The organism is Mesorhizobium sp. M8A.F.Ca.ET.207.01.1.1, assembly GCF_004794715.1.
GTDB lineage: Bacteria > Pseudomonadota > Alphaproteobacteria > Rhizobiales > Rhizobiaceae > Mesorhizobium.
Map to the genome: position 1 here is coordinate 407387 of NZ_SRUS01000003.1, position 22192 is coordinate 429578.

Here is a 22192-nt window from a genome sequence, read left to right on the forward strand (position 1 = left end):
CGGCGAATGCTCCGCGCCGATATCGCCCTAGCGGGCCGCCGCCCGCCGCTCCAGCCGCCGTGCATATTGCGTCAGCGGAAAACACATCAGGAAGAAGATGAGCGCCACCAGTCCGTAGACTTTGAACGGCTCGAAAGTGGCGTTGTTGATGGCGTTCGAGGTCCGCACCAGCTCCTCGAAGCCGATGATCGAGGTCAGCGCTGTCGACTTGATCAATTGCACCAGGAACCCGACGGTCGGCGCGCGGGTGATGGCGAACGCCTGCGGCAGGATGATCAGCCTGAGTTCCTGCAGATAGTGCAGGCCGAGGCTGGCTCCGGCATCCCATTGACCAAGCGGCAGCGCGTCGACACCAGAGCGCCAGATCTCGGCCAGATAGGCGCTGGCGAAGAAGGTCAGGCCGAGCACGGCCGCCGTCCAGGGCTCGATGCGCAGGCCGAGCATCGGCAGACCGAAGAACATCAGGAAGAGCTGCATCAGGAGCGGTGTTCCCTGGAACAGGGCGATGTAGCCCGAGGCAAGGCGCCGGCTCCATTTGTTCTTGGCGATCCTGAAGAACAGCACCACCATTCCGACCAGCGCGCCGCCGACGAAGGCGGTCAGCGACAAAAGCACCGTCCAGCGGGCGGCGAGCAGAAGGTTGCGCACGATGTCCCACAGCGTGAACTCGATCATGACACGCCAGCTCCGAGCGCGCGGCGCCCGCCTGTAACCAGCAGCCGCCGCAAGGCCATCGACAGGGCGAGATAGACCAGCGTCACGACGAAATAGGTCTCGAACGAGCGAAAAGTGCGCGCCTGCAGCATGTCGGCCTCATAGGTCAGCTCACGCACCGCGATCTGCGACACAACGGCGGATTCCAGCATCATGATGACGATCTGGCTGGTCAGCGCGGGATAGATGATCTTGAGCGCCTGCGGCAGCACGATCTTGATGAACACCTGGCGCGGCCGCAGTCCAAGCGCCAGGGCCGCCTCCGTCTGCCCGTGCGGCACGGCGTCGAGCCCGGCGCCGACGATCTCGATCGTGTAGGCCGCCATGTTGAGCGTCATCGCCAGCATGGCGGCCAGGATCGGGTCGAGCCTGATGCCGAGGCTCGGCAGGCCGAAGAAGATGAAGAACAGCTGCACCAGGAACGGCGTGTTGCGCATCACCTCGACATACCAGGCGATGGCGTGGCGCAGCAGCGCGGGGCCGTTTCGCCGTACGGCGGCACCCAGAATGCTGAGCAGCGTTCCCGCCAGCGTGGTCACGGCGATCAAAAGGATCGTCGTGGCGGCGCCGTGCGCGATGTCGCCCACGGCACCTGGAAGCCAGCCGAAGGCCACGGCAACTCAATCCTTGAGATTGTCGGGGTTGAGCGGCGTCTTCAGCCAGGCCTTCGAGCTTTCATCCAGCTTGCCGTCAGCGAGCATCTTTGCGACGGCATCGTTGACGGCCTTCTTGAGGGCATCCTCATTCTTGTTGAGGCCGATATGCGAGGGCGAGGTCAGAAGCTGGAACTTCTGCTCCGGCTTCAGCACGTCCTGCTTCGCCAGAACCTGGGCGCCGACATCGTTGCCGACGACCATCAACTGGGTCTGGCCGGAAATGAAGGCCTGGATCACCGAATTGTAGTTGTCGAAGCGCTTGATGTCGGCAGAAGCGGGCGCTGCCTCGGTGAGCGAGGTGTCTTCCAGCGTGCCGCGATTGACGGCGATCGACTTGCCGGCAAGGTCTTCCTTGCCCTTCACCGACATCGCTGCCGGACCGATCACCGCGATGTAGTACGGCGCGTAGGCGGCGGCGAAGTCGATGACCTGCTCGCGTTCCTTCGAGTAGCCGACGCTCATCAGGATGTCGACGCGGTGGTCGTTGAGGTAAGGGATGCGGTTCTGGCCGGTGACGGCCACGGTGTTGAGCTTCACCTTGAGCGTGTCGGCGATGTACTGCGCGACATCAATGTCGTAGCCCTTGAGGCTCATGTCGGCACTGGCCGAGGAGAAGGGCGGGAAGTCGGCGAAGACGCCGACATTGATCGTGCCGGCCTTGGTGATATCGGCCAGCGCGTCGGCCTTGGCCGCCTGCGTGGCGAGGCCGAGACCTGCCGCGCCCAGGACCAGGACGGCGGTGATGGATGATTTGAACGTCGATCGGATTGTCATTGTCATTCCCCTTCTGGATGCTTTTGATTGTTTGGGTCGGCCGCCGGCTCCAGCGCGGCGGCCGCCTTTGCTTTCCGGCCGTCAGGCTCCCTTGCCGGCCAGGGCCGGGCTGAACACCATCAGGCTCAGGATTTCGAACAGCACCTGGGCGCCGGCATGCGCGGTGTTGGTGGTCGCGTCATATTGCGGCGCCACCTCGACGACGTCGCCACCGACGATGTTGAGGCCCTTGAAGCCGCGCAGCAATTCGAGGACTTCGCGCGTGGTCAGCCCGCCGACTTCCGGCGTGCCGGTGCCTGGCGCGAAGGCCGGATCGACGCTGTCGATGTCGAAGGACACATAGGTCGGGCCTTCGCCAACGATCCTGCGCGCCTTCTCGATGATGGCGGGAATGCCGAGACCGGTCACCTCCTCGGCATGGACCACGGTCATCCCGGACTCGTAGGTGAACTCCCACAGATACTCGGCGGCGCCGCGTATGCCGATCTGGATGGTGCGCGTCGGGTCGAGCACGCCGTCCAGCACCGCGTTGCGGAACGGACCGCCGTGGTGGAATTTGGTCAGGTCGAACAGCCCGCTGGTGTCGCAATGGGCGTCGATGTGGATGAGCCCGACCGGCGCCTTCTTGCCGACAGCCTTCAGGATCGGGTGCGTGATCGAGTGGTCGCCACCGACCGACAATGGGATGACACCGGCGTCGACGATCTGGTTGATGCGCCGCTCGATATCCTCGTGGCTGGTCTCCAGCCTGTAGCGGCTCTGGAACGGAACGTCGCCGATGTCGGCGACCCTGAGCTCATGCGTCGGCGCGCATTCCAGCACATGATTGTAGGGGCCGATGCGCTCGATGGCCCGCAATGCGCGCGGCCCGAAGCGTGAGCCCGGCCGGTTGGTGACGCCGAGATCCATCGGCACGCCGATGATCGCCACCTGCAGGTCGCCGAAGTCCGGATTGTCAGCGGCGATTTCGCGATAAGGCGCCGTGAGGAACGTCGGGATGCCGGAATAGGGCGCCAGCCGCGTGCCGCTCTTGGAAAAGATCTTGTCGGCGACCTTGCGGAATTTCGGGTCGAACATCTCGCCGCCATGGCTCTCGCCATATTTGCGACGCAGCGCGTCGAGCTTGCCGCGATCGTATCCCATATCCGCTCCTCCTCAAGTGATGCAGTGTCGCCGTCGGTGATCTCGGGCGAACCGACCGTCATCCGGCCGGGCCGCTGTCCCGCTGGCTGAATGCAGATTTCACGTCTTGATGTTGTTCCGGGCAAAAGTGTCCGGCAGCCGCATTGAAAAAGCAATTGATATTGTTAGGGTGGTTTCTGTGAGAAAATCTCACAATGAAGCCGAGCGCCCATGGCCAAGCGCCTGCCACCTCTCAACCCGCTGCGCGCCTTCGAGGCCACGGCGCGCCATGCCTCGCTGACCAAGGCGGCGAGTGAGCTGAATGTCACGCATGGCGCCGTCAGCCACCAGATCAAGGCGCTGGAGCAATCGCTCGGCGTCAAGCTGTTCGAACGCGTCGGCCAGCGGGTCAAGTTGACCCCGCATGGCGCCGAACTTTTGCCGGCGGTGTCGACGGCCTTCGACGGCATCGCCGCCGCAACGCAAAGGCTGACGCGGCCGGCAAGCAGCGGCGCGCTGTCGGTGTCCTGCGTGCCGGCACTGCTGCTTTTGTGGATGACGCCGAGGCTCGGCAGCTTCACCGCGCAATATCCTGATATCCAGCTGACGCTCATCCCCTCCAACGACCCAAGGGATATCCGGGCGCCGCATATCGATGTCTGCGTGCACTATGGCGATGGCAGCTGGACCGATTGCTGGATGCGCAAATGGTCGGGCCTGGAGCTGTTCCCGGTGGTCAGCCCGACGCTGATCAACAACCGGCCGATCCGCAATGTTCGCGACCTCGCCGACCATGTCTTGCTGCATGGGGACGATGGCCGCGAGTGGCACACCTGGCTGGCCGCCGCCGACGCGCTGGACCTGGAACGCGGCCGGCGCCATCATCTCGGCGATGCGCGCATGACGGCGGAAGCCGCGGTGCACGGCCATGGCGTGGCGCTGGGCGACTCGGTGACGGCAAGCGCGCTGCTGGCCAGGGGCATGCTGGTCGCTCCGTTCAGCCTGTCGGTGCCGGCGGTCGATGATTTCTATGTCGTTTGCCGCAACGAAATGCGGGCGACGCCGATCGTGCAGGTGTTCATGGACTGGCTGTTCGCCGAGAAGGCGGGGGATGACGGCCGCGCCGGCGCCCCCGTGGCGGGCCGCCTCGTCACCCGCCGCAAACGTCCAGCGCTCAAGGTGATGGGCGGCAAACCCTCGTAGCCGCACGCAGGGCTTTCTTTTTGTCGGGCCAGCCTGAAAGCGGGCAGCGTTTTGGTCAATTCGATGCTATGAGGCCTGTCGCTATTGTGGTGGCAGGGCAGCGAAGGCGGTAACGAGACATGGCCAAGACCGATATTGCACGGCGCGTCTATAACCACACTTGGAAGCTCGACCCGATCGTGCGCAGCCTGCTCGACACCGACTTCTACAAGCTTTTGATGCTGCAGATGATCTGGGGGATGTATCCCAAGGTCGATGCCACTTTTTCGCTGATCAACCGCACCACCTCGGTGCGGCTCGCCGACGAGATCGACGAAGGCGAGTTGCGCGAACAACTCGACCATGCCCGCACGCTGCGCTTCTCCAAGAAGGAGATGATCTGGCTCGGCGGCAACAATTTCTACGGCCGCAAGCAGATTTTCGAACCGGAATTCCTCGCCTGGCTGGAAGGCTTCCGGCTGCCTGACTATGAGCTCTCCAGGCGTGACGGCCAGTACGAACTCTCCTTCTCCGGCCCTTGGATGTACACCACTCTGTGGGAGATCCCCGCGCTCGCCATCATCAACGAGCTCCGATCCCGTGCCGCCATGCGGGCCTACGGGCCTTTCGCGCTCGATGTGCTCTATGCCCGCGCCAAGGCCAAGATGTGGGCCAAGACCGAACGGCTGAAGGCGCTGCCCGGCATCCGCATTTCCGATTTCGGCACCCGGCGGCGCCATTCCTTCCTGTGGCAGCGCTGGTGCGTCGAGGCGCTGAAGGAAGGCATTGGCGAAGCCTTCACCGGCACCTCCAATGTGCTTCTGGCCATGGACAACGACCTCGAAGCGCTCGGCACCAACGCGCATGAACTGCCGATGGTGTTTGCGGCACTCGCCAATTCGGAAAAAGAGCTGAAGCAGTCACCCTACAAGGTGCTGCAGGATTGGCAGCGTTACTATGGCGGCAATCTGCTGATCGTGCTGCCCGACGCCTTCGGCACCGCTTCCTTCCTGCGCGACGCGCCGGACTGGGTCGCCGACTGGACGGGCTTCCGTCCCGACAGCGCGCCGCCGATCGAGGGCGGCGAAAAAATCATCGACTGGTGGCGCGAGAAGGGCAAGGACCCCAGGCAGAAGCTGCTGATCTTCTCCGACGGGCTCGAGGTGGAGAGCATCGAGGAAACCTACCGCCACTTCAAAGGCAAGGTGCGCATGTCCTTCGGCTGGGGCACCAACCTGACGAATGATTTCGAAGGCTGCGCGCCGACGGAGACCAACAGCCTCGATGCCATATCGCTGGTCTGCAAGGTGACCGAGGCCAATGGCAGGCCGGCGGTGAAACTGTCCGACAACCCGGCCAAGGCGACCGGCGATCTCAAGGAGATCGAGCGGTATTTGCGGATTTTTGGCGCTAAGGATCGCGTGGAGCAACTGGTCAAGGTTTGAGGAGGTAGGCGGGATCTTGGAGAGGTCGAGTCCCGCCGTAGAGGGCTGTCGCTGGTCATTAGCGTTGCTGTCTGCCGCTTTGGGGCTCGTCTTACCCACCCCCGCCTTCGCCCACGCCTCCGACCGTGGCCACGTCCTGCTCCTTCCAACCGGCTATTATCTCATCGGCGGCGCCTTCGCCGTAGCAGCCAGTTTCCTCGTCCTGGCATTGCTCCCACCTGCTTCCCTCGACCGTTTCTGGCGTCGGCGCCTGCCGCTTTTCACATTCAGTGACAGTGCCCGAGCCACTATCAGCTTAGTGTCCTTTGCCGGCTTTGTAATCCTCATCACCGCCGGCCCCTTCGGCAGCCGCGATCCGCTCTCTAACCCGCTGCCGCTGGTGGTATGGACGCTGCTATGGACCGGGCTGACCCTGCTGCAAAGCGTGTTCGGTGATCTCTGGTCGTGGCTCAACCCGTGGTACGGCCCGTGGCGGCTGCTGTCCCGCCTGATGGGCAGAGGCGATGAGGTGGCCAGGCCACTTCCGCAATGGCTTGGCTGCTGGCCGGCCGTCATCCTGTTCCTGGCCTTTGCCTGGTTCGAACTCATCGATCCTGCGCCCGATGATCCGGCACGGCTTGCCTTTGCCGCCGGCCTCTATTGGCTGGTTACCCTCATCGCCATGCGGGTGTTCGGCTACGACAAGTGGAGCCGTGGCGGCGAATTCCTCGGCATCTTCTTCTCGATGGTGGCGCGCTTCGCGCCGGTCGCGCGCGACGATGACGGCCGGCTTGCGCTGTGCTGGCCAGGTGCCAAGCTGCTCGCGGCCGAGCCCTTGCCGGCCAGCGGCATGGCGTTCCTGCTGCTCGCTCTGTCCTCGGTCTCGTTCGACGGCCTGTCGAAAACCTTCTTCTGGCTCGGCCTGTTCGGCATCAACCCGCTGGAATTTCCCGGCCGCACGGCGGTGATCGACAGCGGCACGCTGGGACTCGGTATGACATTCGCGCTGCTGACAGCGGTGTTCCTTCTCGCCGTCTTTCTCGGCCAGCGTCTTGCCCGCAGCGATCGGTCTCTCGCCCAGTCGGCGGGACTGCTGGTGTGGTCGATCGTGCCGATCGCGCTCGCCTATCATGTCGCGCACTATCTGACGGCGCTGCTGGTCGACGGCCAGTATGCTTTGGCCTCCCTGTCCGATCCATTCGCGCTGGGCTGGAACCTGTTCGGCACCGCCGACATGCAGGTCGAAGCCGGCATCGTTGCCGGCGCCGGCTCCGCATGGTGGCTGTGGAATGTCCAGGCCAGCGCCATCATCCTTGGCCATGTGCTGGCGGTTCTCGTCGCCCACGGCTTTGCCTGGCGCCTGCATCCCCAGCCCACTCGCGCCGCGCTCAGCCAGTTTCCGCTCACTGTTTTGATGATCGCCTACACCATTTTCGGTCTTTGGCTGCTTGCCACGCCGACGGTCGGATGAGACAAGCCATCCCGTGCGGGCTTGCCGCCACGGAAAGCTCGCTTGCCAGGCCAAGCCTTTGGTGATTTAGTTTGTACACATGCAATTTTGCATCCTCTTGCCGAGGATGTTCGAGCCGCCTTATCGTTGGTCAAAACGCAAAAACAGGGGAACGAACGTGACTGACAAGAACGGATTTTTTGACCTCTCCAAAACCACACTTACCCGCCGCAATGCGCTGAAGGGTCTCGCCGCCGGCGCCGGTCTCGCCATGGCGCCCGGCTTTGTCCGCTATTCCCAGGCGCAAAGCTCGGCGCCGATCAAGATCGGTTTCCAGTCGCACCGAACCGGCATCGGCGCCGCCTATGGCCGCTGGTATGAGAAGACCACCGCCGCCGCGATCAAGGCGATCAATGCCGCCGGCGGCATCAATGGCCGTCAGGTCGAGGTCATCATCGAGGATGACGGCACCGATCCTGGCCGCGGCGCCGAGGTGGTCGGCAAGTTCGCCACACAGCACAAGACCGACATCGTCTTCGGCACGCTGTTCTCGCATGTCGTCATCGGCTCGGCGCCCGCCGCCGGCGAAGCCAAGATGCCCTATTTCGTCGTCAGCGAAGGCCACCACGTCGCCTCGACCAAGCTCAACCGTTACGTCTTCCAGCCCGGCATCACCGATGTGAAGAGCCAGATCCAGTCGATGGCGCCGTGGATCGCGGCCAATGCCGGCAAGAAGGTGACGCAAATATTCCCCGATTTCGCCTTCGGCTACGACCATCGCGACTACCTGCCGCCGGCGCTGAAGGCGCAAGGCGCCGAGGTGATTGCCCAGATCGCCATTCCGCCGACGGAATCGTCCTTCACCAAATATTTCCCGCAGATCCCGGCCGAGACCGAGGTGATCTACCATGTCATGGTCGGACCGGCGGTGCTCACCTTCGTCAAGGAACTCGGCGAATTCTACGGCTCCAACCGGCCGCAATTGTTCGGTTTCATCGATTCGCTCGAAGCCACCGACATCAATAGCCCCGGCCTGGAATTCCTCGACGGCAGCCACTTTTGGGAGGGCTCGCCGCGCTATGCGCAACCGGATGATTCCGCCGCGCAGAAAGCCTATCGCGCCGCCGTCGGCATCGACGACAATGGCGCCGCTGTCGGCGATCCCAAGGATGTCTCCACCGCCGCGCACATGTTCGGCTGCTGGGAGACGCTCTACGTCGTCAAGAAGGCGATGGAAGACGCCGGCTACAAGGGACCGGAAGATCGCGCCAAGCTGGTCGAGGCGACCGAAGCGCTGAAGGAATTCGCCGAAGGGCCTGAGCATCCGCAAGGGCCGAAAACCTTCAACGGCAAGATTCATCAGTGCTTTGGCATCCAGAACATCTCCAAGGTCGAAGGCGGCAAGCTCAAGGTCGTGCACAAGACCAAGATCGAGGACGGGCTTTACGAGGCCGAAGGGGATTACACGACGCAGGCGCTGTAGGCGTTGCTTTTCCAGCAAGCGTGAGCGCCCAGGCCCCCCTCTCTGTCCTGCCGGACATCTCCCCCTCAAGGGGGGAGATTGGATTTTACGGCGGGTTTCGCCAATCGCAGACGATGGAAAAAAAGAGCCGTCGCAGGAGCTGCCAATCTCCCCCCTTGAGGGGGAGATGTCCGGCAGGGCAGAGGGGGGCGCTTCGCGCCGCCCTATCAAGCGTGTAATCAATGCACTTCGGACCTCATCTCCTCCTGGCAACCCTCGAAGGCCTCGTCACCTCGGCCGTGCTGGCGCTGACGGCGCTGGGCTTGTCGCTGGTGTTCGGCGTCATGCGTGTCGTCAACGTCGCCCACGGCGAGTTCTTCATGCTCGGCGCCGTGCTTGCCTGGGCGATCACATCAGCAATCGGCGGCCACCCCGCGCTCGGCTTCCTGGCAGCGCTGGTGATCGCGCCACTGATCGTCGGCGCCATCGCGGTGGTCGCCGAACGGCTGGTGCTGCGCCGGCTCAATTACAACCCTGAAGCCACCATCGTCGCCACCATCGGCATGCTCTACATCATCCAGCAGCTGGCGTTGACTTTCTATGGTCCCGAAGCGCGGCCGGTGGAGCCGCCCTTCAGCTATCGCATCCTTCTGCCGTGGTTCGGCTATTCCGGCTACAAGCTGTCGATCATCGCCGCATCCGCTGTCCTGTTGATCGCGACATGGCTGGTGCTGACGCGCACGAAGATCGGCCTCATCATGCGCGCCACGCAGTACGACAGCGAGACGGCGCAAGCCTTCGGCATCTCTGTCGGCCGCGTCTATGGCGGCGTCTTCGCGCTTGGCGCCATGCTGGCGGCGATCGCTGCGGTGCTGATCGTGCCGATCAGCCAGGCGCACTACCTGATGGGACAGGACCCGCTGCTCTTGTCCTTCATCGTCGTCATCATCGGCGGCCTCGGCTCGCTGCGCGGCACCGTCGTCGCCGCCGTGCTGATCGGCCTGTCCGACGGCATCATCTCGATGTTCTTCTCGCCGACCTTGGCCAAGATCATCGCCACGCTGCTGGTCGCCATGGTGCTGGTGTTCCGGCCGCAAGGCCTGTTCGGGACGGCATCGCGATGAGCGAAGCTTCGCCGGCAAAGGCCTACGCGCTGCATCTCGGCGTCATCGCCCTGCTCTTCGTGCTGAGCTTCCTTTTGCCGGAGTACTATCACGGCCTGCTCGCCCGCATCATGGTGCTAGCGGTCTTCGCCATGGGCTACAACATGCTGTTCGGCTATGTCGGCCTGCTCAGTTTGGGCCACGCCATGTTCTTCGGCGCCGGGCTCTATGGCGCCGGACTCGCCGTCATCCAGCTCGGCTGGAGCGTGCCCGCGGCATTCGGCGCTGGTCTCGGTTGTGGTGCCGTCCTCTCCCTGATCATTGGCCTTTTGGCGCTGCGCACCACGGGCGTTGCCTTCATGATCGTCACCATGATGTTCGCCCAGGTGTTTTATCTCGCCATCCTCTATTTCGCGGCTTGGACCGGGGGCGACCAGGGCATGGTGGTGCCGCAGCCGGCGCGGGTCCTCTCTTTCGGTGCAACCTCGCTCGACCTCACCAACCCGACCGTGCGCTATATCTGCGCGCTGTCGCTGTTCTCACTCGTGCTGCTGATCACGCTCGCCATCGTCCGGTCCCGCTATGGCCGCGTGTTGGTCGCCATCCGCGAGAACGAAGAACGCACGAAGATGCTGGGCTACGACACCTTCTCCAACAAGCTCGCCGCCGTCGTCGTCTCCGGCACGATCTGCGCTGCCTCGGGTGCCGCCTACGCGCTGCTGTTCGGCTATGTCGGCTCGAGCTTCGCCTCGGTGCAATACTCGATCCTGCCGCTGCTGTGGGTGCTGCTCGGGGGTGCCGCCACGACGCTCGGACCGCTGATCGGCACGCTGTTCATGTACTATGTCATCGACGTCACCAGCGGCTACACATCGGCCTATCTGCTGATCGTCGGCGTTGCGCTGATCCTGCTGGTGCTGTTCTTCCCCAAGGGCATTCTCGGCAGCATCCGCCAGCGCTGGCTCGGATGGCTGCCATGACGCCGCTTTTGACCACCAAGGGCCTGTCGCGCAATTTCGGCGGCCTGCGCGCCGTCGACAGCGTCGACTTCACCTTGATGCCCGGAGAAATCCGCGCCGTCATCGGCCCCAACGGGGCAGGCAAGACCACTTTCGTCAGCCTGGTCAGCGGCCGCATCCGGCCATCTTCGGGAGCGATCCTCTTCGACGGCGCTGACATCACCGGCCTGCCGGCCTATGTCAGGGTCCGCCAGGGCATCGCCTACACCTTCCAGATCACCAGCGTTTTCGCCAACCTGCCTGCCTACGACAATGTCGCGCTGCCGGTGCAGCGCACGTTGAGCGACGGCCGCTCGAAGGGTGCGGTGCGCGCCGGCGTCATGTCGGCGCTCGAACGCACCGGGCTGGCCGACCGCGCCCATATGCCGGCCGGGCAGTTGTCCTACGGGCATCAGCGATTGCTCGAAGTGGCGATGGGCCTGGCGCTGAAGCCGCGCCTGCTGATCCTCGACGAGCCGACGCAAGGCCTTGCCGATAGCGAGATCGACAATTTCGTCGAGCTGGTACGCGACATCGCCAAGAGCGCCACCGTGCTGCTGATCGAGCACAACATGCCTGTGGTCATGCATCTGGCTGACCGCATCACCGTCTTCAACGCCGGCAGGATCCTGGCCGAGGGCGCGCCCGAAGCGATCCGAAACGACGCGGCGGTGCAGGACGCCTATCTGGGGACCGCCCCATGACCGATGCATTGGTGATCTCGGGGCTGGACTGCTTCTATGGCGAGGTCCAGGTGCTCTACGGGCTCGATCTCGTGCTGAACAAGGGCGAGGTGCTGTGCCTGTTCGGCCGCAATGGCGCCGGCAAGACGACGACGCTGAAAGCGATCATGGGCCTGGTTCCGGCGAGTGCCGGTTCGATCAGGCTCGCCGGCCGGGAGTTGACCGGCCTGCCGGCGCATGAGGTGCCGAAGGCCGGCGTCGCCTACGTGCCGCAGGGAAGGCGGCTGTTCGCCGAGATGACGGTGGCCGAGAATATCGAGATCGGGCTGATGGCGCGCGGCAAGGGCAAGGCGACGAAGGAGAACGTCCTCGATCTTTTCCCCCTGCTGCGCCAGCGGCTGAAGCAGCGCTCCGGCACCTTGTCCGGCGGCGAGCAGCAGATGCTGGCCATGGCGCGTGCGCTCTGTCTCGAGCCGCAGGTGCTTTTGCTCGACGAACCGACCGAAGGATTGATGCCGTCGATGATCGCCAAGATCCGCGAGACTGTATCGAAGCTGCGCGAGCTGGGCGTCTCCACCATCCTGGTCGAGCAGCGGGTCGACGCTGTGTTGTCGGTCGCCGACCGAGTCTCGTTCATCGAGAACGGCCGCAACCGCGAGACGGTCGATGTCGACGCCCTGCGCGCCGACCCGTCAGCGGTCAGGCGCTATGTCGGTGTCGGCTGATCAACCGAGAAACAGAAAGCCGGCGATCAAGAAGGTCGGAATCAGCACCAGCCCGGACCACAGCATATAGCCGAAGAAGCCCGGCATCTTGACGCCACGATGCCTGGCAATGGCATAGACCATGAAGTTGGGCGCGTTGCCGATATAGGTGTTGGCGCCCATGAACACAGCGCCCGCCGAGATCGCGGCAAGCGTCGAGGCGAACTCCGTCATCAGGTGTTGGGGGTCGCCGCCGGCCAGCTCGAAAAACACCAGATAGGTCGGCGCATTGTCGAGGAAGGACGACAGCGCCCCGGTCAGCCAGAAATAGGCGAGGTCGTTGGGTGTGCCTTGCGCCGAGGTGACGAGCGCGACCAGCGGCGCCAGCGCGCCGTCATGGCCGGCTCTCAAAATGGCGACGACCGGAACGATGCAGATAAAGATGCCGGCAAACAACTTGGCCACTTCCGCGATCGGTCCCCAGTTGAAGCCGTTTGCTCGGCGGTGGCTCTTGTAGGAGAGGGGAAGCGATAGCAGGGCCAGCGCGAGGATGATCGCGTCGCGTACCAGGTTCTGCAGTTCGAGACCGACGCCGAACACGGAAAAGCTCACGTCCGGCTTCCAGGCCGCCGACAGCAGGATGGCGCCGATCACACCGGCCAGCAGCGGGACGTTGGCCAGGCCGCGCAGGCGCACTTTCGTGTCCGGTGTTGGGTCCTTGATCTTCGGTGCCCCGGCCTCGCGCCGGTGCAGGATGAGGTCGATCGCCAGGAAGACGGCGAGCACGACCACCACGACGAACAGCGTCTCGCGCCAGAGATTGGCGGTCGTCCAGAAGAAATCGACGCCGCGCAGGAAGCCGACGAACAGCGGCGGGTCGCCGAGCGGCGTCAGCGAGCCGCCAATGTTGGACACCAGGAAAATGAAGAAGATGACGACATGGGCATTGAAAGGCCTGTTGTCGTTGGCGCGCAGGATCGGCCGGATCAGGATCATCGAGGCGCCCGTCGTGCCGATCACCGAGGCAAGCGCCGCCCCGACGACCAGCAGTCCGGCATTGACCAGCGGTGTCCCGTGGATGTTGCCGGCAAGCAGGATGCCGCCTGAAATCGTGTAGAGCGCAAACAGCAGGACAATGAACGACATGTATTCGGTGAGCAGCGCGTGCAGCACCGCCTCGGTTGCCGCCGGGGTGCCGAAGGCGACCGCGAGCGGCACGATCACCAGCGCCGCCCACAAGGCAGCGATCTTGCCGTAGTGGTGTTCCCAGACATGGTGGAACAGCAGCGGACCGGTGGCGATCGACAGGAGCAGTCCGGCAAAAGGCAGCGCCCACCAGAGCGACATGGCGGCGCCCGGCAGGCCATGCTCTTCTGCCGCCAAGGCCGATGCCGGAAACAGCAACGCGACGATGATCGCGCCGGCCGCCCCGATCGCCATCGGCATGCATCCCCCTCTGCCCGCCACGGTGCGGTCAGTCCGACGTATGATCTTCGAGCGTCACGCCGGCGTCGCGCATTCTCGCCAGCATTGTCTCGAGCGATCCGTTGAGATCGATGCCACGGCAGGCATCGAGCCTGACCGTGGTTCTAAACCCCTGTTTGACCGCATCCAGCGCCGAGAAGGCGACGCAGAAATCGGTCGCCAGGCCGACCAGGATCAGCGTGTCGATGCCGCGTTCCCGGAGATAACCGGCGAGTCCGGTGGGCGTCGCGTGATCGTTCTCGAAGAAGGCGGAGTAACTGTCGATGGCGGGACGAAATCCCTTGCGGATGACGAGTTCGGCCTTGGTCCAGGCCAGCCCCGAGTGGAAATCCGAACCGAGACTGCCCTGGATGCAATGGTCCGGCCACAAGGTCTGCGCACCGTATGGCATTTCGATCGTCGAATAGGGCTGCGAACCCGGATGGCTGGAGGCAAAGCTGGAATGGCCGGCGGGGTGCCAGTCCTGCGTCAGCACGACATGGTCGGTTCGCCGGATCATGTCGTTGACCAGCGGCACGATCTCGTCGCCGCCGGCAACGGCCAGCGCGCCGCCCGGGCAAAAGTGGTTCTGCAGGTCGATGACAACGAGCGCTTCGTCGGCCATGGAGTTTCCTTCCTGTCAGGCTGCGGTCGGCTCCGAATGAGGGGCTCGGCGAAAGAAAAAGCCGCTGGCGCGACCGGAGGGAGAAACTTGACCAGATGGCGGGCCGCGTCAACCTCCAGCGGAATAACAAATGCGTGGCGATGCCAGCCACACGGGCTCCGGCGTAAACTCTGGCTTTGACAAATTCAGCCGTCTTGATATCATTTGCATACGAATGAATTTGCCGGATCGAAAACCGGCGGGATATTCCCAGGCAAAACGTCTTGGGAGGGCCGATCTCGGGGAAGGCCCCATCTTGTTGGGAAAGCCCATTTTGTTGGGAAGGCCATCTTACTGGGAAGGCCCATCTTATTGGGAAGGAAAGCGTGATCCGTTACGCGAAACCCACCACGGTCGACGAGGCGCTCGCGCTGCTTGGCGGAGGCACCTGGCGCATTCTTGCCGGCGGCACGGATTTCTATCCGGTGCAGGGAAGCAAGCCGTTTCGCGACAATGTCCTCGATGTCAACGGACTGACAACGCTGCGCGGCATCGTCGAAACCGCCAGCCATTGGATCGTCGGCGCGCGCACGACATGGACCGATGTCATCCGCCACCCCTTGCCGCCAGCCTTTGACGCCTTGAAACAGGCGGCGCGGGAGGTCGGCTCGGCGCAGATCCAGAACGTCGCCTCGGTCGCCGGCAATCTCTGCAACGCTTCACCTGCCGCCGACGGCGTGCCGGGGCTGCTCGCGCTCGACGCTGAGGTAGAACTGCGCTCGGTGGCGGCGACACGCCATCTGCCCTTGTCGCAGTTCATCCTCGGCAACCGCCGTACCGCCTTGCAGCCTGGCGAGATGGTGACTGCCATCCGCGTGCCGAAACTCTCCGGCACATCGGCCTTCGTCAAGCTTGGCGCCCGGCGTTATCTCGTCATCTCCATCGCCATGGTGGCGGCGCGTCTGGTTGTCGAAAATGGCACCGTCGCGGATGCGGCCGTGGCCGTCGGCTCTTGTTCCGCCGTCGCCAGGCGGTTGCCCGGGGTCGAGACGGCGCTGCGCGGGCTTGCCGTGGGCGCCGGGCTTGTCGCCGCGGTCCGGTCGGCGCCGATGACTGAGCTGTCGCCGATCGGCGATGTGCGCGGCAGCGCCGAATACAGGCTGGACGCGGTGCGCGAGATCGTTGCCCGCGCCGTGCTCGCGGCCACGGAGACGCCAGCAGGCGACAAGGTGGCCGCATGAGCATGGATCGCGCCGATATCGCTTTCGCGGTCAATGGCGCCGCTGTCTCGGTCAACGTGCCGCCGCTGCGTAGGCTGTCTTCGGTATTGCGCGACGAATTGCGGCTGACCGGCACAAAGGTCGGCTGCGATGCCGGCGACTGCGGCGCCTGCACGGTGCTGGTCGACGGCGACCCTGTCTGCGCCTGCCTGATGCCGGCGGCCTCGGCCGCTGGCACCGCGGTGACGACGGTCGAAGGACTGGCCAATGGCCGACTGTCGGCGTTGCAAGCCTCGTTCCTGGCGCATGGCGCCGCGCAATGCGGCATCTGCACGCCGGCGCTGCTGGTCGCCGCAACCGCGTTGCTGGACACGAAACCCAGGCCGACCGAGACCGAGGTGCAGGATGCGCTGGGCGGCATCCTCTGCCGCTGCACCGGCTACCGGAAGATCATCGCGGCGGTGATGGAGGCGGGATGGTTCGGCAGTGAACGGTCAACTGCCAGCGCCGCCCCTCATCCGCCTGCTGGCACCTTCTCCCCGTATAGTGACGGGGAGAAAGGAAGCGCTGCAGCGTTGGCGCCCCCCTCTCCCCGCCCCTTGCGGGGAGAGGGTAAGGGTGAGGGGCAGCGCCAACTTTATGGACTGGATCGCGATCTCGATCGGAGGATGCCGGCCTCGGGCCACGCCATTGGCGCGTCGCCGATCAGGCTCGACGGCGTGCCAAAGGTGACCGGGGCCGAGAAATTCGGCGGCGATTCCTTCCCGGTCGATGCGCTTGCGGTGCTGGTGGTCCGCTCGCCGCACTATCATGCAAAGTTCGATTTCGGCGACCTCGACGGCTGGGCCAAGGCGCATCCAGGCATCGCGGGCGTTTTCACGGCCGCCGACATCCCGGGAAAAAACTGTTTCGGCGTTATCGGCCCATTCGCCGACCAGCCGGCGCTGGCCGAAGGCTTTGCCCGGCTTCGCGGCGAGGCGGTCGCCCTGGTCGCCGGCGAGCGAGAGGCGATCCTCGATCTCGATCTGTCGGATTTCCCTATCCGCTGGACCGAACTGCCGCATGTTCTCCAGCCTCGTGACGCGCAGGCCGAGGGTGCTGCGCTGATCCACGGCAACCGGCCGGACAACCTGCTGACCAAGGGCTTTGTCGAACGCGGCGATCCCGAGGCGGCACTTGCCAATGCGGCCGTCACCGCGAGCGGCGCGATCGACACCTCCTATGTCGAGCACGCCTATATCGAACCGGAAGCCGGCTATGCATATGTCGACGGCGACACGCTTGTCGTCGTCGCCTGCACCCAGGCGCCTTACATGGACCGTGACGACACCGCGAAAGTGCTCGGCCTTGCCGTCAACAAGGTGCGCATCGTGCCGACCGCGACCGGTGGCGGCTTTGGCTCCAAGCTCGACGTTTCCCTGCAGCCTCTGATCGGCCTCGTCGCCATCAAGACGGGACGGCCCGCGGCCCTTGCCTACACCCGCAACGAATCGATGATGTCGACCACCAAGCGCCATCCGGCTGAGATGAAGGCCACCATCGGTGCCGCCTCCGACGGCTACGTCACCGGCATGGTCTTTACCGGCGATTTCAACACCGGCGCCTATGCCAGCTGGGGTCCGACGGTCGCCAACCGCGTGCCGGTGCATGCCTCCGGCCCTTATCTCACGCCCAACTATCGTGCCGAGGGCCGCGCCATCCACACCCATGGTCCGATTGCCGGCGCCTTCCGTGGCTTCGGCGTGCCGCAGGCGACGATCATGCAGGAGACGCTCTATGACGAGCTTGCGGGCAAGCTCGGCATGGATCGGCTAGACTTTCGCCTGAAGAACTGCCTTCGGAACGGCTCCGAAACGGTTACCGGGCAGCTTCTGGTGTCTGGCGTCGGCATCGCCGAATGCCTCGAAGCGCTGCGGCTGCACTGGGCGCGGGCGACGGCCGACGCGGATACTTTCAACAGCACCAGCATAGATAGAAAGCGCGGCGTCGGCGTCGCGTGCTGCTGGTATGGTTGCGGCAACACCTCGCTTCCCAATCCGTCGACCATCAGGGTCGGCATCGCACCCTCGGGCGACGTCATCCTGCACCAGGGCGCCGTCGACATCGGCCAGGGATCCAACACCGTCATCACCCAGATCTGCGCCGACGCGCTCGGCCTGCCGCTGGACAAATTCCAGCTGAAGAGCGCCGATACGGCAATCAGCCCAGACGCCGGCAAGACTTCGGCCTCGCGACAGACTTTCGTGACCGGCAAGGCGGCTGAAAAGGCTGGGCGGGCCCTTCGCGAAAAAATCCTGCGCTTTGCCAATGTCTCGGATAAGGCTTCCCTTAAATTGGATGGCGCGGTGATCGTCATCCGCGAAGGCGAGGCGACACGCCGCATCGACCTTGCCGCGCTCGATGCGAATGCCGACGGCTTCGTCTTCCGCGCCGAAGAGACATACGATCCGCCGACGCTGCCCCTCGATGCCAAGGGCCAGGGCAAACCCTATGCGGTCTATGGCTATGGCGCGCAGATTGCCGAACTTGAGGTCGACCTCAAACTCGGCACTGTCAGGCTGATCAAGATCACGGCGGCGCATGACGTCGGCAAGGCGATCAATCCGTTGCTGGCCGAGGGCCAGATCGAAGGCGGCATCGCCCAAGGCATCGGCATGGCGTTGATGGAAGAATATATTCCCGGGCGCACCGAAAACCTGCACGACTATCTCATCCCGACCATTGGCGACGTGCCGCCGATCGAGACCATCCTTATCGAGGTGCCCGATCCCGAAGGGCCGTTCGGCGCCAAGGGCCTGGGCGAGCACGTGCTGATCCCGACGGCGCCGGCGATCCTCAACGCCATCCGCCACGCCACCGGCGTGCTGGTCACCAAGGTGCCGGCAACGCCAAGCCGCATCCTGGCGGCCATCCGCGAGAAGGAGGCACGCGCATGAGCGAGCTTGCCGAACGCTTCGAAACCCATGATCCCGGCGAGAAGCTGGTGGCGGAGAAGATCCGCTGCGATGCCTGTCCCGTCATGTGCTACATCGCCGACGGCCGCACCGGCGCCTGCGACCGCTATGGCAATGTCGCCGGCCGGATCGTGCGCATGGATCCGCTGACCATCCTCGACCACGCGGCCGAAACAGGCGCTGCCATGGTGCCCTTTGTCGCCGAGGGCGAGCAATGGGACGGCGAGCTGCTCAACACCGGCCGCCGCTTCGTCACGGCAATCGGCGCCGGCACCACCTATCCCGACTACAAGCCCGCTCCCTTCATCGTCAGCCAGGAGGTCGAGGGCGTTGATCTCGTCACGGTGGTGACCGAAGGCATCTTCTCCTACTGCGGCGTCAAGGTGAAGATCGACACCGATCGACATATCGGACCCGAAACGGCCGTCGTGCGGGCCGAGGGCGAGGCCATCGGCCATGTCACGACGGGCGAATACGGTTCGCAGATGCTGTCGCTGGGCGGCGTGCATCATCTGACCGGCGGTTCCAAGGCGGAAGGCCGCGCCACCTGTGACGCCCTGCTCAATTTGTGCAACCGCAAACCGGTGGAACTCAGCATAGACGGCGGCGCCACGGTCATCGTCGAAGCCGGCAAACCGCCTGTCATCGACGGCAAGCAGGAACACCGCATGCGGGTCGGCTGCGGCTCGGCCACGATCGGCATGTTCGCCACGCAATGGCGCGGGCTGGTCGACGAGGTCGTGGTGGTCGACGACCACATCACCGGCGTTGTCTCCGAACACCAGGCCGGCAAGGTGCTGGGCTGGCAGGATACCGGCATCAAGATCGTTGGCCGCCGCTCGACCCCGGGCCGCTATTTCAAAGTGTCCGAGCCAGGCCTCGGCTGGGGCGGCACCAGCATTTCTGATCCGCTGTCGATACTCGGCGAATGGAACGCCAAGAAGGGTGCGCGGCCGGGCCTGTCGCTGCTGATGGTTTCGACCACCGGCGAGCAGTTCGCCTATTACGAGCTCGATGACGACCTGAAGCCGGTCGAAAAACCGTTTCCGGAACGGCTTAGGAAATCGGTCAACCTGATCGAGGACAATTGCGAGCCGGCCTTGTGCACCGTGCTGTTCATCGGCGGCGCCGGCGGGTCGCTGCGCGCCGGCGTCACCGAAAACCCGGTCAATCTCACCCGTTCGGTGCAAGGCCTGACTACCTATGTCACCGTTGGCGGCGCCCCGGTCTATGTCTGGCCGGGCGGCGGCATCACGCTGATGGTCGATGTCACCAGGGTTCCGGAAGGCGCCTTCGGCTATGTGCCGACGCCGGCGCTGGTGGCGCCGATCGAGTTCACGCTGCGTCGCGACGACTATGTCAGGCTCGGCGGCTACGAGGCGGAGATCCGCAGCGTTGCGGACATCGTCGCCAAAGGCGGCGAGTATCTCAATCCCCGACGCGGCACAGGCGCCGCAACCCAAAATCCATGGCCGCCGCTGGCGCAATTGCGCCGCGTGGGTCCGAACGGGGCGGGGTGATGGAAGATCCGCAAGCGCACTGGCTGCAGGACGGCAAGCGGCTGCATCTCAACCATGGGCCGATCGACCTGATCGTCGAGGCCTTTGGCGAGGCTGATGAGTGTCGCGCCGCCTACGTCCAGGCCGTCGCGCGCTTCCAAACGATCCTGATCGAGCTGGTCGAGGAGCTTCCCGAATTGCGGCTCCCTGCATTTTTCTTGGCGCCGCGAACCTTCGCCGGCCCGACGGCGCGCCGCATGGAAGCAGCCGTCATGCCCATGGCGGAATGCTTCATCACACCGATGGCCGCCGTTGCCGGGTCGGTAGCCGACGAAATGCTTGCCGCGCTGCTTGCCGGACGCAAGCTCGATCGCGCCTATGTCAACAATGGCGGCGACAGCGCCCTCCACATCGGCAAGGGCCGCTCGATGGGATTGGCGGTCGCCGGCACCGGCAACGGCATGGCCGACCGGATCACGATCCGCGCGCAGGATGGCGTGCGTGGCGTTGCAACCAGCGGCTGGCGTGGCCGCTCCTTCTCGCTTGGCATTGCCGACGCCGTCACCGTGCTGGCGCGGACCGGCGCGGAGGCCGATGCGGCGGCAACGCTCATAGCCAACGCGGTAGACCTGCCCGGCAATCCCGCCATCAGGCGCGTTCCCGCACGCGACCTGTCGCCCGACAGCGATCTTGGCGCGCGGCTGGTGACGCAAGGCGTCGGCACGCTTGCGCCTGATGAGGTGGCACGCGCGCTGGACAATGGTCTTGCCGTCGCCGAAGATTTTCGCCGGCGCGGCCTGATTGCAGCATCGGCGCTGTTTCTTGGCGGGGAGGCCCGCATCAGCGGCTCCGTTGCACTCGGCGCGCCCACCAAGCATGAACCGGAGGAAGTTGCCCATGCCTGAATTTCCGATCCGCAAGATCGCGGTGCTGAGCGAGGAGATCTTCCACGACGGGGGACCGGCCGCCGCGGTGCCGCGCCGTCGTGCCGCCGCCATGGCCGCGGTCGGGAACCCGTTCGCCGGGCGCTATGTCGAGGATCTGCAAAGCGCCATGGACGATCTGAAGCCGCTCGGCCTGCTGCTCGCCGACCGGCTGGTCGCCGTCCTCGGCGGCGACATCAAACAGATCGACGGCTACGGCAAGGGCGCCATCGTCGGAAGCGCGGGCGAGCTGGAACATGGCGCGCTGTGGCATGTGCCGGGTGGCTATGCGATGCGCGAGCGGCTGGGCGATGCCAAGGCGATCGTGCCGTCGGCCAAGAAGGTCGGCGCCTTCGGCTCAAAGCTCGACGTGCCGCTCGGCCATATCAACGCCGCCTATGTGCGCAGCCATTTCGACGCCATGGAAGTCGGCATCAGCGACGGCCCGCGTCCTGACGAGATCCTGTTCTGCCTCGCCATGACCTGCGGCCCGCGCGTCCATAATCGGATGGGTGGCCTCGCGGCGGATGACATAAAAGCCTGGGACGGGCTGCGGTGAGCGGCGAGGACAACCTGCTCAAGCTGGTCGAGGCCGAAGAGGCCGATGATCACGACTACCTCCTGCAGGAGCAGGTCGGCTTCATTCTGCGCAAGGCGCATCAGCGCCATGTTTCGATCTTCGCCTCCCGTATCGCCGATCTGACGCCTCCGCAATTCGCCGCACTCGCCAAGTTGCGCGACGTTGGCGAAACTTCGCAGAACCAGCTCGGCACGCTGATCGCCATGGACGCGGCGACGGTGAAAGGCGTCATCGACCGGCTGAAGGCGCGTGGCCTGGTCGAGCTTTCCAGGCATGAGGTCGACAAAAGGCGGCTGCTTGTCAATTTGACGGCGGAGGGCCGCGACGCGATCGAGCGCCTGATCCCGCTGGCCCGCGAGATCACGCTGGAGACCCTGGCGCCGCTCACGGCCAAGGAGGCCGCCACTTTCATGAAGCTGCTGGCCAAGCTGGCGTAAGGTGCGGATCTTACCAGCCTGCAGAAGCTGGTCACCGAAACGATTGAGTTGAGTAGAATTGGTTGGTCTGCGCTGCCCCTCATTGTCCTGCCGGACATTTCTCCCCGTATAGGGACGGGGAGAAAGGCGCTGTCATCGACGGCTTCGCTAGTCGCCGGCGTTGCAGAAGGGCGCCGGCTTCACCACAGCTCCCTTCTCCCCGTCACTATACGGGGAGAAGGTGCCGGCAGGCGGATGAG

General features: G+C 64.6%; 20 protein-coding genes. 14 read left to right on the plus strand and 6 right to left on the minus strand.

From position 1 onward, the window contains the following. Positions 1-27: 27 nt before the first annotated feature. From EN850_RS10700 to speB, 4 genes are all read right to left on the minus strand, one after another. Positions 28-675 carry an amino acid ABC transporter permease gene (locus EN850_RS10700; protein ID WP_135921954.1) on the minus strand — a complete coding sequence of 216 codons (648 nt, stop codon included), beginning with the start codon at positions 673-675 and terminating at the stop codon, positions 28-30. Continuing rightward, on the minus strand, positions 672-1328 hold the full coding sequence (locus EN850_RS10705) for an amino acid ABC transporter permease (protein WP_136091211.1): 657 nt from the start codon (positions 1326-1328) through the stop codon (positions 672-674). Before EN850_RS10705 ends, EN850_RS10700 begins: the two co-directional genes overlap by 4 nt. Positions 1329-1334: 6 nt before the next feature. Next, positions 1335-2144 carry a transporter substrate-binding domain-containing protein gene (locus EN850_RS10710; protein WP_136091212.1) on the minus strand — a complete coding sequence of 270 codons (810 nt, stop codon included), beginning with the start codon at positions 2142-2144 and terminating at the stop codon, positions 1335-1337. A gap of 81 nt (positions 2145-2225) precedes the next feature. Beyond that, positions 2226-3287 carry an agmatinase gene (gene speB, locus EN850_RS10715; RefSeq protein ID WP_136091213.1) on the minus strand — a complete coding sequence of 354 codons (1062 nt, stop codon included), beginning with the start codon at positions 3285-3287 and terminating at the stop codon, positions 2226-2228. A gap of 210 nt (positions 3288-3497) precedes the next feature. On the opposite strand from speB, the gene gcvA reads away from it, so the two are divergent. The 8 genes from gcvA to EN850_RS10760 all read left to right on the plus strand — a co-directional run bounded on the left by gcvA (position 3498) and on the right by EN850_RS10760 (position 12293). After that, on the plus strand, positions 3498-4469 hold the full coding sequence (gene gcvA / locus EN850_RS10720; RefSeq protein WP_127871275.1) for a transcriptional regulator GcvA: 972 nt from the start codon (positions 3498-3500) through the stop codon (positions 4467-4469). Between the two features lie 119 nt (positions 4470-4588). Next, a complete protein-coding gene (gene pncB / locus EN850_RS10725) occupies positions 4589-5893 on the plus strand; it encodes a nicotinate phosphoribosyltransferase (protein WP_136091214.1) in 1305 nt (434 codons plus the stop codon). 298 nt (positions 5894-6191) lie between these two features. Continuing rightward, positions 6192-7343: a hypothetical protein gene (locus EN850_RS10730; RefSeq protein ID WP_246689175.1), complete on the plus strand. Its 1152-nt coding sequence runs from the start codon at positions 6192-6194 to the stop codon at positions 7341-7343. Between the two features lie 157 nt (positions 7344-7500). Beyond that, positions 7501-8805 carry an ABC transporter substrate-binding protein gene (locus EN850_RS10735; RefSeq protein ID WP_127278104.1) on the plus strand — a complete coding sequence of 435 codons (1305 nt, stop codon included), beginning with the start codon at positions 7501-7503 and terminating at the stop codon, positions 8803-8805. A 221-nt stretch (positions 8806-9026) separates the two neighbouring features. Beyond that, on the plus strand, positions 9027-9908 hold the full coding sequence (locus tag EN850_RS10745) for a branched-chain amino acid ABC transporter permease (protein ID WP_135921959.1): 882 nt from the start codon (positions 9027-9029) through the stop codon (positions 9906-9908). Continuing rightward, positions 9905-10867: a branched-chain amino acid ABC transporter permease gene (locus tag EN850_RS10750; protein WP_136091215.1), complete on the plus strand. Its 963-nt coding sequence runs from the start codon at positions 9905-9907 to the stop codon at positions 10865-10867. Before EN850_RS10745 ends, EN850_RS10750 begins: the two co-directional genes overlap by 4 nt. Continuing rightward, positions 10864-11589, plus strand: coding sequence for an ABC transporter ATP-binding protein (locus tag EN850_RS10755; RefSeq protein ID WP_135921961.1), 726 nt, complete (start codon positions 10864-10866; stop codon positions 11587-11589). The genes EN850_RS10750 and EN850_RS10755 overlap by 4 nt, the downstream gene beginning before the upstream one ends. Beyond that, the gene (locus EN850_RS10760) at positions 11586-12293 is read left to right on the plus strand and encodes an ABC transporter ATP-binding protein (RefSeq protein WP_135930167.1); all 708 of its coding nucleotides are present in this window, start codon (positions 11586-11588) and stop codon (positions 12291-12293) included. Before EN850_RS10755 ends, EN850_RS10760 begins: the two co-directional genes overlap by 4 nt. Here the strand turns inward: EN850_RS10760 and EN850_RS10765 are convergent, their stop codons facing one another. Next, the gene (locus EN850_RS10765) at positions 12294-13718 is read right to left on the minus strand and encodes a sodium:proton antiporter (RefSeq protein WP_189524161.1); all 1425 of its coding nucleotides are present in this window, start codon (positions 13716-13718) and stop codon (positions 12294-12296) included. It lies immediately after the preceding gene. A 28-nt stretch (positions 13719-13746) separates the two neighbouring features. Then, positions 13747-14361, minus strand: a complete 615-nt coding sequence (pncA, locus tag EN850_RS10770) for a bifunctional nicotinamidase/pyrazinamidase (RefSeq protein ID WP_136091216.1) — start codon at positions 14359-14361, stop codon at positions 13747-13749. 365 nt (positions 14362-14726) lie between these two features. Here pncA and EN850_RS10775 point away from each other — a divergent pair, with 365 nt between their 5' ends. From EN850_RS10775 to EN850_RS10800, 6 genes are read left to right on the plus strand one after another with little or no spacing between them, the layout of a single operon-like run. Then, positions 14727-15581 (plus strand): xanthine dehydrogenase family protein subunit M, encoded by an 855-nt coding sequence (locus EN850_RS10775; RefSeq protein WP_136091217.1) that lies wholly within the window; start codon positions 14727-14729, stop codon positions 15579-15581. A 2-nt stretch (positions 15582-15583) separates the two neighbouring features. Next, on the plus strand, positions 15584-18496 hold the full coding sequence (locus EN850_RS10780; protein ID WP_246689183.1) for a molybdopterin-dependent oxidoreductase: 2913 nt from the start codon (positions 15584-15586) through the stop codon (positions 18494-18496). Then, complete coding sequence (locus EN850_RS10785) at positions 18493-20034, plus strand: 6-hydroxynicotinate reductase (protein ID WP_136091219.1); 1542 nt, start codon at positions 18493-18495, stop codon at positions 20032-20034. The genes EN850_RS10780 and EN850_RS10785 overlap by 4 nt, the downstream gene beginning before the upstream one ends. Then, positions 20034-20918, plus strand: coding sequence for a UPF0280 family protein (locus EN850_RS10790; RefSeq protein ID WP_127871284.1), 885 nt, complete (start codon positions 20034-20036; stop codon positions 20916-20918). The genes EN850_RS10785 and EN850_RS10790 overlap by 1 nt, the downstream gene beginning before the upstream one ends. Continuing rightward, complete coding sequence (locus EN850_RS10795; protein ID WP_127279118.1) at positions 20911-21495, plus strand: amino acid synthesis family protein; 585 nt, start codon at positions 20911-20913, stop codon at positions 21493-21495. The genes EN850_RS10790 and EN850_RS10795 overlap by 8 nt, the downstream gene beginning before the upstream one ends. Further along, positions 21492-21953, plus strand: a complete 462-nt coding sequence (locus EN850_RS10800; RefSeq protein WP_136091220.1) for a MarR family transcriptional regulator — start codon at positions 21492-21494, stop codon at positions 21951-21953. Before EN850_RS10795 ends, EN850_RS10800 begins: the two co-directional genes overlap by 4 nt. Positions 21954-22192 lie beyond the last annotated feature (239 nt).